Consider the following 16,180-nt stretch of genomic DNA (forward strand, 5'->3'; position numbering starts at 1 on the left):
TGCGAAGGAGACACCAAGTACAGCGGGTGGGGCGCTCACTGTGGGTCCTCGAGAGGGGGTCGAGAAGGCGTGCCTGCTGATTCTTCGACAGGCCCCACTTTCACATCCTCTTAGCAGTCGAGCAATCCACCCCTGGTGTATTTACCTACGGTGGGTGATCCAGGAAGGCAGGGCGCGTCACAGGCCTCATTCCGCGGGGGCTGGAGCGGAAAGGCCCTGGGTGTGATGGAGGATGAGTCGGGGAAGCCATCCGCCGAGCTTGCGACAATGTCTCAAGGCCGACAGGTCCATTTCCTTGTACGGCACGCCCCTCGCGCCTCGGCCGAAGTAGTGGATGACCCAGGCATTCTCCAGGAGCCACGCCACCTGGTCCTCGGACAGGCGGAGCTCGCCGGTGAATCCGCTCTCGGAGGGCCAGTTGAGTCGCCCGGTGGGCAGCGATTCGACGAGGTGGTGATGGGTGCTGATGAGGCGGTTGCACACCGTCTGGTCCGTCCAGTGGTCCCACGCCTCGTCGGGGATGGCCATCATCGCGGAGAGCCAGTGCCGGGCGAAGGCGTCTCCCGGGGGACTGGCGCAGACCCCGGCGCAGCGGCGGCGCGAGTCCCAACACTCCTCGCCGATCGTGAAGCGCTCCACGTCGGGCAGCGGGCGCAGCGTCACGGTGTCGAACGCGTCCAGGTACCAGCCGCCGTGCTGATGGAGCGCGAAGGCCCGCATGCGCCGTGAGGCGACCTCCGGCCGCGTCGTGCCCAACTGGGCGCTGAGTTGCGCCAGGTCCTCGAAGCGGGCACCGGGGAGCAGGGGTTGATAGCGGCGGATGCTCTGCTCATCGCAGTAGACGAACGTCCGGGCCTGGGGATTGTGCTTCATGGCCGAGCGGATGGCCGCGACGACGGTGGGGCGGAAGGCTCCACCGTGGAAGCAGAAGTTGAGGGCGGGCGTCATGTCGGGTTCAGGCCGCGAGGAGGGCGTGGACGGCGTCGAACGCATCGCCCATCAGCGCGCGCACCGTGTCGGTGGGATGGGGGTGCCAGTAGCGATGGTGGACGCGCTTGGGGTCCACATTCGCGTCATGGATGCACGCGACGAAGAAGGACGGGTCGTCGAGCACGAGGAGCTTGCGGGATGGGTCGCTCCAGAGGAACCGCGCGTCCTCTCCGATGTTGATGTCGGGGAACGGGTTCCGACTCCAGAAGGACTTCGTGTAGCAGAGCGTGTTGCCGGAGACCCAGGGGCGCTGTCCGGCGGGATAGACATACTGCCAGGAGCGGTCCGTCGCGGGCTGGTGGTAGTAGACGCGCGTGAGCCCGCAGACGGAGGCGCCCGCGTCGAGCAGGGACGTGGCCTGATAGCGAAGGCGTCGAGGAGCGGACCAGTCGTCGTCGTCCCAGTGGACGATGAGGTCTCCACGCGCGGACTGACAGGCGAGGTTGCGCTTGGCTCCCACGGAGTGTCGGCGCTCCAGTCGCAGGTAGCGGATGCGCCGGTCCTCGGGCAGCAGGTCCTCCACGGGCTGGGTGCCATCGTCGACGATGATGAGCTCTTTCTCCGGCCAGTCCTGCGCGAGGAACCAGCGCACCGCCAGCGGGACGAACTGGCGCCGGTTGAACGTGGGCATGATGCAGGACACCGTGGGCCGAGCTTCGTCACGCGACGGGAGGACCGTGAGCCGTGGCTCCTCGGTGCCGAGAGCGGCGGAGGCACGAGCGAGGGTGAGCGTGGGCTTCGCCTCTTCTTGCGTCCGCGCTGGAGGTGGCGTTGGGTTGGGAGCCACTTCCTGACGGGTGGCCATGGCGCGCTTTTCGAGCACGACCAGGGTGCCTGCGGTGTGGAGCGCGCGGTAGCGACCCTCATGGAGCAGCTCTCGCACGAGCCGCTTCACGCCGGGGAAGTAGTCGGCGCAGTCGTGGAAGGCGACCAGTCCTCCCACGGCGAGCCAGGGCTCCAGGTGGAGGAAGTCGGCCGACACGCTGGCGTAGTCGTGAAGCCCGTCCACCAGGAGCAGGGAGATGGGCTCGCTCCACGCCACGGTGGGCGCGTGTTGGTGGTGGACCTGGATGCGCGCCGCGAGCCCGGTCCGCTGGAGGGTGTGCTCGAGCTTCGCGCGCGTGGAGCCCATGTGCTGGAGGTTGCTTCCGCGAGCGCCCACGACACCGTCACCCGGGTCGATGGCGTGAATGGGCGGCGCGACTCCGAGCGCCTGCGCCACCCGGCCGAGCACGACGGTGGCCTTGCCGCAGTAGCTCCCCACCTCCACTACGGCATGTGTCGCGGGCAGGGAGGTCAGCGCGCGAGAGGTGGCGGCGATGAGCAGGTCTGCCTCGTCGTCCGTGAGCCAGCCTTCGACTTCGCGCATCTCCGCGAGGATGGGCCGCGTGAGCAGCAGACCGGAAGACTCCGAGCGTGCCGCCTCCATCACCGGGGCTTCGCGCGAGGCGTGCGTGTCCAGCACGGCGCTCCGTTCGCCGTTGGGATTCGCGTCGGACAGCCCCGCGAGCGTGGAGGGGCTCTCATATCGGCCGAAGCGTCCGCGCACATGGGTGCGCAGCGGGTCGTCGAGCTGGCGCGGGATGGGGTGTGCCCAGAACACGTTGGGTGTGGCCATCGCGGCGTCGAGCTGCGCGGTGGAGTACCGGACGCGGTAGCGGACCACCTCGTAGTCACACGGGCTGGTGAGCACGCGGTGGCCGAGCAGGGCCGTGAGCGTGGGGAACAGCACCTCTTCGGTGGCCCAGATGCGCGAGCGGCGGAGGATGTCCTGGAGCTGCGCGTCTCGCTCGAACAGCGAGACGAGGTCCTGGGCCGCGTCGGCGCTGAAGACGGTGGACGGCCAGAACGTCCAGTGGACGAACTGGGACTCTCCATTGGGGAACCTGCGCAGGAAGGGACGCCACAGGTCCACTTCGCGCCGCGCATGGACCGCGGGCGCGGTGCGAGCTCCCGGACCGTGCGGGGCCTGCACGTTGCCCAGCAGGCCCGCGCCGGGATTCGCGGAGAAGAACGCACGCAGGTGCTCGGAGTACCCGGGCCGCAGGCCCAGTTGGTCCGAGTCGACGATGGTCATCGCGTCGAACGGATGGTGCTCCCGCGCGAAGCGGAAGCAGTCGAGCGCGAAGTCGTGCAGCCAGCCCCACTTCATCGGCCGTGGGGTGGGGTGGATGACGGCGTTGAAGTGCTCGAAGGGAAAACCCTCGAGCAGCTTCGGGTTGTGCCCGCCGTTGTAGAGCAGGATGAGCGAGCTGGGGTCCAGGTGATGCAGATTGCGCACGAGGTCGACGACGCAATCGGGGCGCTCGTGGACAAGGCAGGCGAAGATGTGCCGGAAGGGAGCCATGGGGAGATGCGCCTCAGGTGACCCACGCCCTGAAGGGCTGGCCGCGCTGCAAGGACTCGGAGAACACCGCGGTGACGGAGTCGAGCATCCGGGCATGTTCTTCGGGGATGAAGTCTTCCGGGAACTCCTCGGTGGGTTCTGGCACGAGGGCGGGAGCGCTTCGTACATGGCTCGCGAGGCGCTTCAGGAAGGCCACCGCGTTGTCGAGCTCTCCTGTCGAGGGCGCGAAGGTGTCATCCTCCAGGGCTCCCCGTCCCGACCACTCCTGAAGGCGCGCCGCTTCGGCGGCGTCGAGGTGCCGGGCCTCGTTCAGGAGCAGGTGCCAATGCTCCAGGGGGAGGTAGACCTCTCGGCCCTGGTGCCAGGGCGACGGCTCCGTGGGGAGCGCTTCGTTCTCGGGACCGGGAGCGACGAAGACCTGGTGACGACGACCCATCTGGCATCCTCCTGGTGCGAAGTCCCTACAAGAGCTTGTCGATCTCCGCGCTCAACTGTTCGATCAGCTCGGTCGCGGTCATGGAGAGCGGCACATCCGGGGTGCGCCCTCCTCCAGGCTGAGCCGGACTGAGGACCTTGACCGAGAGCGTGTCCACGGGAGTCTTCGCCATGTACCGGCTGCGGAACTGGCTGATCGGCATGGAGCCCGGACTTCCATAGTCGTTGAAGGTGACGCGTGCCCCGACGGCCCTCGCATAGAGCCGCGCGCTGCCAAAATGACGGGTGGCATAGTTGATCATCTGCTGGAGGCTCAGCGGCATGCTCTGATAGTGGCCGAGGTTGCTGCGGTCGCGCGAGACACTGAGCTGCGCCGGGTTCATCTTCGCACTGACGATCTCCTCGACGCGATTCGAACCGAGAATCAGGAAGTCGATCTCCGCCTGCGATCCACCAATGTTCTCTCCCGTCGCATCGTAGAACTGAAGCGCGACGTTTCGCATCACCGACAGGCCCTTGTCGTGGGCCAGATTCGCGACGATGTGCTCGCCCGCGGCTTCGACGGGACGGCCCACGGTGACGCGATCGGCATTCAGCAGGTAGGCATGCTTGTTGGCCCTGTACTCGGCCTGTTGGCGTCGGGTGCGTATCAGCGCGGCGAAATCCCGAGCGACCTGGCGGATGGCCCGGAGTTGCTCGTTGGTGAAGAGGGGCTCGACGCCGCCCTTCTTGCGTGGGTTGACGACGGCTTCGACGTGGTAGCGACCCTCGCGGTCCTTGACGAGCTTGAGGGACGTCAGCGCGTGCTGACGCGCGATGCCGGGGAGCTTCTCCTCGACCTGAGCGACCGTCGTGTCGCGTGTCGCGAAGTGCGCCTTCGCGGCCGTCACGGCCGCGGTCAACCGGGCATCTTGGTCCGCGGAGGCGGATTCACCCGGACGACTGGTTCCCCGGTTGCGCCCGAACATCCGCCGCGCCAGCGCGACCAGCTTCGCCAGCACCTTGTCGATGGCGCGGTCCACCATCCCTTGCACCTTCAGGATGGTCTCCTTGATCTTGTCGCTGATGCCGCCCAGGCCGATGAGCCGCGCCAGGAAGCTGATGACCACGGGCACCGCGCGCCCCAGCGCCTGCTCAATCCAGTTGGCCGCGCCGCCAATCGCTCCCGTGGCGATGGCATGCACCGAATTGATGATGGCCTCGATGAGCGCCATGATCTGACTGGCGCGCTCGATGAAGAACATCACCGTGTTGTAGATGGCGAGGACGGCCTGGATGATGGCGCCCGCCGGGTTGAACATGGAGATGATCTTCGTGATGGCCTGCTTGACGACGGTCTCGATGAGCCACGTCTTCAGCGCCTCGATGACCATGTCCTTCAAGTTGCCGAGGCTCTCCTTCATCTGTTCCCACATCGCCGCGGGGCCAGACGTCACCAGGGTGCGCACCAGCTCGAAGACCTTCTCCATCAGCCCCACGGTGCGCTCGCCCAGGAGCTTCGCCGCCTTGGCGCGCATGCGCTCGTAGGTGATGCCGAGCACCGCGAGCACCAGCTTGAGGATGCTCGGCAGCGTCAGGTCCGTGGGGATGGGGATGCCCGCCTGCGCCAGCGCTCCGAACAGCCACTGCATGAAGCCGCGAATCAGGTGGGCCTTGATGTTGCCCAGGAACTGCTGGACGCCCAGCTTGATGGCGGAGATGAGGTTGGACAGGAACCCGATGGGGTCCGCGAGGATGAGCTTGATGGTCTCCCAGCCCTTGCGGAGCAGGGCCATCAGCTTGTCCTTGAACTCGGTGAGGATCTTGATGACCTCGCCGATGGCGTCCGCCAGCTTCTTCAGCGCGCCGGCGTTCTCCTCCTCCAACTTCTTGAGCGCCGCGTCCGCCTTGTCGAACGCGTCCTTGTATTTCTGGGCCAGCTTCTGGGCCAGGTCGTTCTTCTTCGCGTCGATGCCGCTTCTCAGCTCGTCGAAGCGCTCGCCCACCGCCTTCTGGGCTTCTTGTCCCACGCTCTGCAAGTCGCGAGGGAGGCTGTCGACATAGGCCTTGATGGCGGCCTGTCCCTTGTCCACGTCGGCCTTGGCCTGGGCCAGCCGGTTGTCCACCGCGGTGGAGATGCGCACCGCGAGCGCGTCCATCTTCGAGGCGAAGCGCACGCGGGCCTGACCGAGGATGACCTTGATGCCCTCGGGCACGGGGCGGAACAGGTCCGCCACCCAGCGCGCCTTACCCGTCAGGCCGCTGTAGCGGTCGTCCTTGAACTTCTCGATCTCACGGTCCGCATAGGACTTCATGTCCCCCAGGGCCGCCTCGGCGCCCAGGTCGAACATGCGCATGACGTCCGCTTCGAGCGTGGACAGCCGCGAGTCCACCCGTTGCTTCGTCTGCTGATACATCCGCTCGATGTTCGCGGTGACTTCCTTGCGCCGGGCCTCGTCCTTCTGCTTCGCCAGGAGCTGGCGCGTCTTCACCTTGCTGTTGCCGGACACGCGGACGCCGGCCATCTGCGCCACGCCGGCACGGGCGTCTCCGCCTGCCTTCGCCTTGGCCTGACCCAGGGTGCCTGTCTCACTCGCGCGGTACTTGCCGGGCGCGGCTCCGGCGGTCTTCTCCACCTGACCCTTCTCCGAAATCACCTTGGAGAAGCGCGGGTCATTCGCCTTCTTGAGCTGGTCGGGCGTCAGCTCCGCGTCCTTCATCTGCTGGTCGGCGTCCTGCTTGCCCTTCTCCAGCGCCTGCACCTGGGTGTTCGGCTTGGGCGCGGGCATGGCCTCCGCGCCGTTGACCGGGAGCGACTCGGGCGCGGGCTCGGAGGGCATCGCCGAGGACTGCCGGGCGGGCACGCTGCTGGGGTCTGGAGCCGCCGCCGTCGCGGCCTCCGTGGGGCCCGTGGCCGCCTGCTTCGACTCGCTGACGCCTCCGGCGACGCTGTCCTTCACCTGCGCCGTCTGGTTGCCCTCCATGAAGCTGTCGGCGTCATCCAGCGTCTTCGGCATCGCCTTCTCGATTTCCGCGCGCAACATCGCGAGGAAACCGTTGGGCTCTGTCTTGGGCGCTTCCGCCGCCTTCATGGCGTCGACTTGATTGCCCTTCGCCCCCGCGAGCTGCTCGGTGGGCGGGGACACGGCGGCGGCCTGCGCCTCCGCGGCCTTCTGCGACGCGGGAGGATGCTTCTTCGTCTTGTCGGAGCTCTTCTTGAGCTGCTCGATGACCTTGCGGAAGCGCGGGTCCTTCTCCGCGTCACCGCCGACCTTGATGGCCGCGCCTCCCGGTGCCGCCGCGCTCGTGGCCCCCGCGCGCGCGGGCGCCGCTCCTCGCGCGGGTGCGCGGGAGGCAGCTCGGGCGGGTGCGCGGGCGGGAGGCATGGGTGGTCTCTCTCAGCCTCGCAGGGACGGCGTGGTGGACCGACGCAGCGGGCAGACGTCTCCGGCCTTGCGGTACTCGCGAGTCACGCCCGCCTCCAGGTGCGCGGAGCCGAGCGGCGCCTGCTCCTCCAGCGCGAGCAATGAGGCGTGCAGCACCGCGTTGCGAATCTGTCCGCCGCTGAGCTGGCAGCGCGCGGCCACCTCGCGAAGCAACTGGCTGTCCACCGCGTGCGCGGGAGGAAGGTGGAGCTGCCAGAGCGTCCAGCGCTCGGAGGCGTCCGGGGAGCGGAAGTCCACCACCACGTCCATCCGCCGCTGGAACGCGGTGTCGATGGCGTCGGCTGCGTTGGTGGTGATGATGAGGATGCCTTCGTAGGACTCGATGCGCTGGAGGAGATAGTTCGTCTCCAGGTTGGCGTAGCGGTCCGTGGAGGAGCCCACGCCCGTGCGCCGCGCGAAGAGCGCGTCGCCCTCGTCGAAGAGCAGCACCACGTCCAACTCCTCGGCGAGCGCGAAGATGCGCGCGAGGTTCTTCTCCGTCTCGCCGATGTACTTGTTCACCACCGAGGACAGCTCCACCCGGTACACGTCCAGCCCGAGCGCCGCCGATACGAGCCGCGCGGCCAGCGTCTTGCCCGTGCCACTGGGGCCCTGGAAGAGGGCGCGCACGCCCGCGGTGAGCTGTCGCGCCAGTGCGCTTCCCACCGCCGCACCCATGCGCTCGCGGTTGCGACAGCGCGTCTCCAGGAGGCGAAGCTCGCGCAACGTCTCGCTCGCGACGGAGAGCTGGCTCCAATCCCCTGGCGTCGTCACGCGCACGGCGAGGGTGTCCAGGGCCTGTCGATTGAGCGCACGCGTGGCCTCGCGCACGTCCGAGGGTTCCACATGCACTCGGTCCGCGAGTGCCGCGTGCGCCTGGGCCAGGCGGGCCGCGCGTCGGAGGTGTCCCCGGGTGAGGCGGAAGCCCGTGCTCAGCGTCTCCAGGGCGTGACAGGCGCGGCCGGCGAGTCCTCGCTTCCAGTGCAGCATGCGTTCGTCGGGGCCCGGCATCGCCACGTCCAGCGTGAGCGCGCGGTCGACACCGTCTCCCGTGACACCGCCCAGTCGGCCGAGCACGACGCCCAGCGGTCCGTCGAGTCCCTCCAACGCGGGAATCTCAGCGGCCTCGCCTGGAGGCGGGTCCGTCACCGCCACGGGCATCGCGTGCAGCAGCGTCGCCAGCGGGCCCACGACGCGCCAGCGCGGGTCCTCTCCTTTCTGGAGTCCTTCCACCTCGAGCACGCCGCGTCCGAGCGAGCGGGCCACGGTGCGCAGCAGCGTGCGCCGCCCATTGTGACGAGGTCCCCGCAGCACCACCGCGCGCACCTCATCGGAGCCGAGCAGCGTGGGCAGTCGTTCCAGGGCCTCGCGGAGTGACTCTGGAATGATGAGCGGCTCGTCCTGTTCCAGCCGCTCCAAGGGGTGGTGTTTCATCCACGACGTGGGCTTGTCGGGCGCCTCTCCTCGCAGCGCATCCCAGACCGCGCCAGGGACATGGAGCGCCCACTCGGAGCGAGGGGCCTCGCGGTCCGTCACCTCCACGAGCCCCAGCTCCATCAAGCGGCGCAACCGCGCGCGTGTCTCTCCCCGGTCCTCATCGCCGCGCCAGCCCGCGTTCAGCAGGCCGAGCGTGGGACGGTGGAGCGTGGGCGTGCCCTGGAGTGATGCGAACAGCGCGCCGAAGCGGGCATCTTCTTCCACCATGCCCACCGCGAGCAGGAGCGTCAGCGTGTCATGGTCCAACAGAGCGGCCCGGCGCAGCGCGCGCAGGGGGAGGTGTTCGGTGACGTCCTCTTCCCATGCGGAGATCGCCTCGGCCCACGGGCCTGCTCCGGTCGACACTTCATGTGGGTCGATGCCCAGCTCGGTGAGCTCCGCCCGGTAGACTTCCAGGAAGGGGAAACGCGCGAGGACGGAGTCCTCGCCACCGCACAGGCTTGCACCCTGGGCCAGCACGCGTGACGCGGCGGCGAAGAAGTAGAGCTTGAAGTGCTCGTGTGCTTGGGACTCGGTGGGAGGAGGCTGGGAGATGGACATGGCGCGCCTCGGGCTCACTCGAAGTGGAAGGTGAGGTGTCGCCCCTCGGAGGGCAGCCACCCGATGTCGCGGTCCAGGCCCGCGATGCGCACCGCCAGCGGGAGCTGCGACAGGAACAGCACCACGTCCACATGCCCCTCCGTCACGTGAAGTCGCGCGTCATGTGCGAGCAGTGTCGCGTCCAGGGCTGACGCATCTTCTGACGACACCCCCAGCGCGCGGCACAGCCGGGCTCGACAAAACGGCACCAGCCATCCGAGCCAGCGCTCCAGGGGCTCGGTGTCGAGCCGACCTGTCTCGTCACCTCGGGAGAGCGTGAACGCCGAGCCGACGGAGTAGGGCGCCAGCTCTCTGTTCACGAGGACGTCCGCGTCCCGTTCATCACAGGGAACGTCCAGCACGAGGAAACCCGCGGGATGCCTCACGCGCAGCCGTCTTTCGCGAACGCTCCAGGTCCAGTGGGAGTCGCACGCCGCGCGGAACGTGCGCAGCCAGGCGGGAGGGATTCGCCACGCATCGGGAGGCGCGAAGTCCTGGCCGGGAAGGGCCCCGGGCTTTCGGCCAGCGAGCAGGGCCAGCACCTTCCACACCGGGTCCGAGGGACGAGGGTCCACGCACAGGCGCCGGCCCACGAGGGTGACGAAGTCCCAGAGCGACAGTGGAAGGTTCGGATGGGCCGGCATCGAGAAGTCGCCGTACAGCTCCAGGAACAGGCCCAGGTTGACCAGATAGAAGAGGCCGCCGAGTCGGGTGGAAAAGGGCAGTCCCCACGCGCGTCCGGAGGGTGGCTCGAGCTCTCGGAGTGGCGTCGGTGGTGTCGTGGTGTGCACGGGGGACCGCGAAAGGTCTTCAGTTGCGGAGGCTGGCGAGGCGTGACGAGGCAGCGTGCGCCCATCGCTCGGCGGAGACTCGATGGCCTTCGATACGCCGTGGGTGTCCGGACGCTCCAGGACCCCCTCGTCCGCCGTCGTTGCCTCGCCTCGGGATGCGGATTGCTTTGTCGTCGCGCCCTCGGAAGGAGATGTCTCCAGACCGGGCCCCTTCAGGAGGTCGTCGACAGGGGGCGCGAATTCGGTGTCGTCGGGAGCTGCTTCGGAGTGTGGCTTTGGGAGAACGCTGGCCACGACAGGTTCGGGCGGGGCCGCGTGCCGAGCCTCGTGGGGTGCGAAGGGAGAGGGGACCGCGAGCGCCTCGTGAGCGTCTCGCCAGATGCCCACGGCGGGGAGGAACTCCAAACGACGTGCCTCCACGGGAGCGCGACGCAGCGTGAGCGCGACTCCGAGCAGCGCACCGTGCTCGCGTGAGTCCTTCAATGTCCGCGCTTCAGGTGCCCACGACTCCCATGGGGCGCTTGTCGCGAGGACCGTTCCATCCGATTTCAACGTGCTCGGGGAACTCGCGGGGACCGTGGGCCGTTCGCCGCCCACATCTCGCGAAGGTGCGTCGAGGGCGGCGGCGGAAAGCCCGTGGACCTGGAGCACGCGAGTGAGCAGGGCCCGGGCCTCCGGCGGCGTGAACAACGACACCACGGCACGGACCTCGCGTCGCCGGGTGAGGAACTCCAGGGCGCTCGGGACGTACTCGGGTGCGCGCAGCCATTCCGTGACGACGGTGCGGGACAGGTCCGCGTTGGAAAACAATCCCCGCCACCACCAGTGGGCGCTCGCGAGGCCCCGGCTTACATCGCTCGCCAGACACGCCAGCAGCTCGGAGGGGTCCGCGAACAGCACGGCCTCCGCGCCAGGTGGAACGACGCCATGCGCGGGCCTCGCCGCACGAGCCACCTGCTCTCGCAGCACCGAGGACAGCGCCTCGTTCCACGCCGCGGGCGGGCGCAGGGCCTGCTGATTCAAGGGGAGCACCCCGGGCTTCGGGTCCATCAATCGGCGGATGCACACGGTGGCGGAGGGCGGAAGCCCCGGTGGAAGCAGGTCGGCGCCCGCCAGCACGGCCTCCAGCCGCAGCCGCGCCGAGAGCGGCTCCAGCTCCGCCCCGCGCAGCCGCAGCCGCTGGATGACCGTCCTGCCTCGTGCCGCCTGCTCATGCATCGTCGCGACCTCCTCTTGGGTTCGACACCAGCGTCCGCTTCCACTTCGTGATGTGCGTGTGCTTCCGGCCGGGCCAGGAGCCCCGTGGCCAGGGGCTCCCAGAAGCCAGACGTCAATCCCCGTCGTGGTGCTTGCGGCGGCGGCTCGCCAGGAACCCCAGGGCCACGAGCCCCAGGACACCGGTGGAACCACTCGGACGCGTGTGCTTGCACGGGCAGCCCTCCCCGGGAGGCGGCACGGGAGGTCCCGAGCCTCCATCCCCTCCACCCGTTCCGCCATCACGCCCGGTGCCGTTGTCCGGAGGCCGCGGCTCCACCGGCTCCAGCTTCGTCACCGGCCCCTTGGCCACGGGCGTCCCGTTCACCAGCACGATGATTTCAGTGCCTTCGGCAATCCCACTCAGGCGGACCTCGTAGGTGCCGTCGAGCTTGGGCGTGGTGGCCGGGGCCTGCCGGCCCTTGCCGTTGATCTGCACGACGACGCGGTCCTCGAAGCCCGGGCCCACATAGTTCCCCAGCGCGTCACGCGGCGTCAGCACCAGCACGTAGCTGCCCGTGTCGACCCTCGTCACCTGGACGTCGGTCTTCGAGCCGGAGGGCAGCACGTCCACCTGCGTCTCGACAATCTCCGTGCGCCGCAGCGGCTCTCCGCTGGGGCCCTTCATCAAGAGCTGGAAGTGGAAGCGGTACGTGCCAGGCGTCTGCGTGTCCTTGAACTCCAGCTTGTAGATGCCGGGCGCGGTCTCCTTCAGCACCAGCTCATCCTTGCCGACGGTGGTCCCCATCTTCTTCAGGAACTCGGGGTCCTTCATCAGCGTGTCCAGCTTGCCCTGGTACGGCGACACCGGGTCCGGACTCTGCTCGCCGCGTCCCTCGCCGCGCGTCTCGTGCATCAGCGTGCCCAGCGCCCCATTCGGGGTCTCCACCAGGACGGTCAGCTCGCCGTTGTTGAGGTTCTCCAGCGGCTTGCCGTCGAACGACACCTGCGCGACGACGTTGAGCGGCTGGCCGGCGGAGTGGCGGAGCCTGTCCAGCGAGAGCTGGAAGTCGAGGCTCTTCTCCTGCACATACGCGCCGAGCTGGTAGGGAATGGCGGGGCTCGCCGTCCCGGGGATGCGGTTCACCGTGAGCTGCCACTTGCCGACCGGACCCGCCTTGGGGAAGTCGTAGCGGTACAGGACGTGGCTGCGGCCCGTCTTCACCGCCACGGGCTTCGGGTTGCTGCCGTCCGGCGCGGTCACCTTGAGCGTCACGGGTTGCCCGCGCGGGCTCGTGGTGAACCAGCCCAGGTTGACGTAGAGGCTCTGCACCGTGCCGTCCACATCGACGGACCGGCTGGCGGTGTTGGTTCCCGAGGGCAGGGTGGTGGAGCTCTGGAGCAGCGTGGACAGCGTGTTGCCCTTGAGCGCCGTCACCAACTGCTGCGCGAAGGCCGTCGTCGTTCCGCTGCTCGTCGTCAGGTGGCTCTGCCCCGCTGTCTGCTGGGAGATGGCGTTCATCAGGTCCGCGTACGGCACGGCGCCGCTGGCCACCGCCACGGTCAGCATGGGGACGCAGTGCCTGGTGAGGCGCTCCGGCGCTCCAGGCGCGACCTCCAGCACCTTGAAGCCCGTGTCCCCCCCCGCGCCGTCCTTCACCATCGGGTTGACGTTCTGCATGCCGTCCGTCATCACCACGAGCGTCAGGTCATTGACCATGTCCGCCTGCCAGGCGGTGAGGGCATCCCGGATGCCGCCGCCCATCGCCGTGGTGCCCGCGGTGACGTTCGCATTCACATGGCTGACGGCCTGCTCCCACGGGTGCCCGCCATCCATCAACGCCGGGGCGCGCTCGACGAACAGCTTGCCGTTGAACTGGGTCGGCTCGGAGTCGCTCTCGAAGTAGACGAGCGCCAGCCGGTCCTTGCCCAGGCCCGTGCCTCCCGTCTGACTCAGGGGATCCAATCCCTCGACCTCCCAGAAGTGGATGAACTGCTCGGCGGCGCTCTGCAGCGCGAGCCACTTCTCGACGTTGGCCGGGTCCCCTGGCGTCGTGGAGAGCATGCTCCCGGAGCGATCCAGGACCAGGGCCACGTCCATGGGAATGCGTCCCCGGTCCACGCCCGGGGGAGGCTGGGTCCAGAGCGTCAGCCCCTTGACCCGCCGCGAGGAACACTCGCACTGGGACAAGGAGGGCGCCGCGAAACTCGTCGTGCGATAGCCCGTGAGGTTGTTGAAGTTCGTCGCGTCCGGCGTGAAGCGAATCTTCCCGGAGCCATCCTGCGGGGGCTTGATGCTGCAGAGGTCGCCCACCAGGAGGAGGAGGTCCCGTCGCTTGTAGTCGATGAGGATGGCGTTCGTTCCGCCGCCGGTGATCACCACCTGATCGCCCGTGAGCGGGTCTCCAAGGGGAGTCGGCCCGCCGCCCACCGTGACGTCCTTGTCGCCCGTCGGCGTCGCGAAGGTCAGCGTCGCGCCATTCGGAATCGGCGTGCTCGATTCGAGCATCACCTTCACGCGGGTGATGGGAATCGTCGTCGCGGGCGCGGAGATGTCGAGCTCGTGCGTCGCGGCCAGCGACGCCGTCGCACCCAGCAGGAATGGAACCGCGAGCCAGGAAAGCCTCTTGGAATGTCTTGGCATGTGTGGACCTCAGGGCTTGTAGATTTCGAGTGCCTGCGTGGGAGACATGGCTGTCCCCACGCGCACCTTGATGCTGATGAACTTGCTGTCCCCGGGGAGGTTGATGCCCGTCAGGGACGTGGGGATGGTGACGACGAGTCGGCCAGGCAGCGTGGACGTGCCGAGCGGCTGCACGCCAATGGGTGTGCCCGACGTGCCATCCCGAGGCTGGTCATCGAAGAACACGCGGATGTTGGTCAGCGTGGAGCCGAAGTTCTGCCCGTTGATGACCAGTTCGCCGCCCAAGGGCGCGTTCGCGATGCTGAAGGGCGTGATGCTCGGAAGGGGCGTTCCCGTGGGTCCCAGGATGATGAGCTGCGAGGACGTCGTGCCCGCGGGGTTGGACACCACCACCGTCACGGTCTTCTGCTGACCCGCGGCGGGCGGGTTGGCGACGGAGGGAACGACGACGAACAGCGAGTAGCGCGAGCTCGCGTTGGAGGGAGGCGCGGCCACCGTCCCGTCGAACGTCACCGTGTTGTTGGTGCGCACCGCATCGAAGTTCTCGCCGACGATCTGCACCTCTGTCCCGATGTTCGGCGTCAGGGGTGAGAAGCCGCTGATGATGGGCTTCGCCGCAGGCGTGGGCGTGGAGCCGGCGATGGTTGCGATGAGGAGGTGGATGCCCGTACCGTCCGGCACCCGGGTGCCCGGCGTGGGAATCTGCCCGATGACCGGCCGCGCGTTGTTCTTCGGGTCATTGAGGTTCACCACCAGGCCCGAGGCATCCATCGACAGGGCGAGCTGGAGGTTGCCGCCGGACTGCGCCAGCAGCGCCTTCACGTCGAGCAGCGTTCGGCTGAAGAGGTTGGGCACCACGTTGGGCCCACCCGACGTGGTGGCCAGCGCGTTGAGCAGCTGGATGATTGCGTTGATGAGCTCGGCGCTGATGAGGTCGCCGGGCTTGACGAGGTTGAGTGGGTCGGCCATCGGGGTCTCCTCGCGGCCTGCGAGAGATGGAAGGTGGGAAGGTCAGCGGGGCAGCGCGTAGTTGCCGAAGTGCCAGTGCGCGGCGTCGGACCGCGCGTCACCCAGGTAGGGCAGGTAGCCACTGGCGAAGACGAGATAGGGCTGGGGCCGGGGTGTGCTCGCGTCGCTCTGCGCGAGCTGGTTCTCGTGGACCAGGTAGAGCCACAGGAAGGGCTCCTTGCGGACCAGGTCCACGGGCGGATACGCCAGCGACATCCTCAAGAGGGCTTGCAGCCGCGAGCCCTCCACGTGGACCGGCGCCTCGGGGGGATAGGTGAGTCCGTCAAAGAACTTCGTGTAGGTGAAGCCCCGCGCGCCCGTCATGCCCTCCAGCGGCAACAGGCCCACCGCGGGCAGCGCCACGAAGTGGTCCAGCGCGCGCACCGTCTCCGGCGTCCCGGTGCGCAGCGTGTCCAGGTGCTCCTGGAACTGGAGGAAGCTCGCCTCGCCCTCCGTGGCTCGGCGGTCCTCGAGCCCCAGGCCCCAGCGCTCCGGCGTGGCCACGCGCGCGGGCCGGCGTCGCGCGGCCCAGGCATCCACCCAACGCAGGCCCACGCCCGCCTTCCAGTGCACCACCGCCAGCGGCACGTCACACGGCGTCAGCGCCGTGGGCCGCAGCTTGTCGATGAGGCCATAGGGCGGGTTCGCCGGCCCGAAGGGATTCACCATCCACGCGCGGCTCGCCGCGTCCGACGTGCCCAGGCACAGGTGCGCCACCCGGTTGCGCAGCCGCGCTTCGTCCGAGAGCTGGGCCGCCGTCAGCTTCAAGTCCAGCAGCCGGAAGCGCACGCCCTCCACCCGCCGCTTCGCCTCGCAGCCGGAGGAGGGATTTCCGCCCAGGCCGCTGACGGGCGCGCGCCCCTCGCGGCCGGACGCGGGCGAGAGGACCAGCAGGTACACGCCCGTGCCGGACACGTAGTCGCTGCTGCCCGGCGCGCAGGTCTCGAAGCCGCCCGTGGCGGTGGCCGTCGCGCCACTGCCGCTGTTGGAGGGGCCTCGCACCAGGGACACTTCCACCGGCTGGAGCAGCTCCAGCGCGTGGCCCGCGCGGCTGAGCGCCAGGCCCGCCGTCACCGTGACGAGCGGCGAGGACACGGTGCTTCCCGGAGCGATGGACACCGTGAGCCCGTGGGCGACACCTTCGCCCATGGCTCGCACGTGTCGTCCCAGGGCCGCCTCGTGGGCGGTCTGCTCCTGACTCAGGTCCTCGGCGGACAGCAGCCGGCCGTTGAAGAAGTTCGTCGAGCGGATGCCGTCCTCGAGGAACGCGGTGTCCAGGTCGATGCGCATG

General features: G+C 68.6%; 9 protein-coding genes. All 9 read right to left on the reverse strand.

Annotated features, from left to right (window positions below; genetic code table 11):
* Nucleotides 1-186: 186 nt before the first annotated feature.
* The 9 genes from FJV41_RS17175 to FJV41_RS17210 all read right to left on the reverse strand — a co-directional run bounded on the left by FJV41_RS17175 (nt 187) and on the right by FJV41_RS17210 (nt 16,179).
* A complete protein-coding gene (locus tag FJV41_RS17175) occupies nt 187-948 on the reverse strand; it encodes a glycosyltransferase family 32 protein (protein ID WP_141643579.1) in 762 nt (253 codons plus the stop codon).
* Nucleotides 949-955: 7 nt separating this feature from the next.
* Nucleotides 956-3,337 (reverse strand): glycosyltransferase, encoded by a 2,382-nt coding sequence (locus tag FJV41_RS17180; protein WP_181790709.1) that lies wholly within the window; start codon nt 3,335-3,337, stop codon nt 956-958.
* A gap of 13 nt (nt 3,338-3,350) precedes the next feature.
* The gene (locus FJV41_RS52280; protein ID WP_174486062.1) at nt 3,351-3,773 is read right to left on the reverse strand and encodes a hypothetical protein; all 423 of its coding nucleotides are present in this window, start codon (nt 3,771-3,773) and stop codon (nt 3,351-3,353) included.
* Nucleotides 3,774-3,798: 25 nt separating this feature from the next.
* Complete coding sequence (locus FJV41_RS17185; RefSeq protein WP_141643581.1) at nt 3,799-7,137, reverse strand: phage tail protein; 3,339 nt, start codon at nt 7,135-7,137, stop codon at nt 3,799-3,801.
* Between the two features lie 12 nt (nt 7,138-7,149).
* Entirely contained in the window at nt 7,150-9,213 is a 2,064-nt protein-coding gene (locus FJV41_RS17190) for an AAA family ATPase (RefSeq protein WP_141643582.1), read from the reverse strand.
* A gap of 14 nt (nt 9,214-9,227) precedes the next feature.
* Nucleotides 9,228-11,261, reverse strand: a complete 2,034-nt coding sequence (locus FJV41_RS17195) for a hypothetical protein (protein WP_141643583.1) — start codon at nt 11,259-11,261, stop codon at nt 9,228-9,230.
* 112 nt (nt 11,262-11,373) lie between these two features.
* Nucleotides 11,374-13,881: a vWA domain-containing protein gene (locus FJV41_RS17200; RefSeq protein ID WP_141643584.1), complete on the reverse strand. Its 2,508-nt coding sequence runs from the start codon at nt 13,879-13,881 to the stop codon at nt 11,374-11,376.
* A gap of 9 nt (nt 13,882-13,890) precedes the next feature.
* Nucleotides 13,891-14,850, reverse strand: coding sequence for an IPT/TIG domain-containing protein (locus FJV41_RS17205; RefSeq protein ID WP_141643585.1), 960 nt, complete (start codon nt 14,848-14,850; stop codon nt 13,891-13,893).
* A 42-nt stretch (nt 14,851-14,892) separates the two neighbouring features.
* Nucleotides 14,893-16,179 carry a hypothetical protein gene (locus FJV41_RS17210; protein ID WP_141643586.1) on the reverse strand — a complete coding sequence of 429 codons (1,287 nt, stop codon included), beginning with the start codon at nt 16,177-16,179 and terminating at the stop codon, nt 14,893-14,895.
* Nucleotide 16,180 lies beyond the last annotated feature (1 nt).

This window comes from Myxococcus llanfairpwllgwyngyllgogerychwyrndrobwllllantysiliogogogochensis, assembly GCF_006636215.1.
GTDB classification, from domain to species: domain Bacteria; phylum Myxococcota; class Myxococcia; order Myxococcales; family Myxococcaceae; genus Myxococcus; species Myxococcus llanfairpwllgwyngyllgogerychwyrndrobwllllantysiliogogogochensis.

Excerpts from the sequence above, each read along its gene's own strand:
- FJV41_RS17175 (WP_141643579.1), bottom strand. The coding sequence starts at position 948 with ATGACGCCCGCCCTCAACTTCTGCTTCCACGGTGGAGCCTTCCGCCCC.
- FJV41_RS17180 (WP_181790709.1), bottom strand. The coding sequence starts at position 3,337 with ATGGCTCCCTTCCGGCACATCTTCGCCTGCCTTGTCCACGAGCGCCCC.
- FJV41_RS52280 (WP_174486062.1), bottom strand. The coding sequence starts at position 3,773 with ATGGGTCGTCGTCACCAGGTCTTCGTCGCTCCCGGTCCCGAGAACGAA.
- FJV41_RS17185 (WP_141643581.1), bottom strand. The coding sequence starts at position 7,137 with ATGCCTCCCGCCCGCGCACCCGCCCGAGCTGCCTCCCGCGCACCCGCG.
- FJV41_RS17190 (WP_141643582.1), bottom strand. The coding sequence starts at position 9,213 with ATGTCCATCTCCCAGCCTCCTCCCACCGAGTCCCAAGCACACGAGCAC.
- FJV41_RS17195 (WP_141643583.1), bottom strand. The coding sequence starts at position 11,261 with ATGCATGAGCAGGCGGCACGAGGCAGGACGGTCATCCAGCGGCTGCGG.
- FJV41_RS17200 (WP_141643584.1), bottom strand. The coding sequence starts at position 13,881 with ATGCCAAGACATTCCAAGAGGCTTTCCTGGCTCGCGGTTCCATTCCTG.
- FJV41_RS17205 (WP_141643585.1), bottom strand. The coding sequence starts at position 14,850 with ATGGCCGACCCACTCAACCTCGTCAAGCCCGGCGACCTCATCAGCGCC.
- FJV41_RS17210 (WP_141643586.1), bottom strand. The coding sequence starts at position 16,179 with ATGCGCATCGACCTGGACACCGCGTTCCTCGAGGACGGCATCCGCTCG.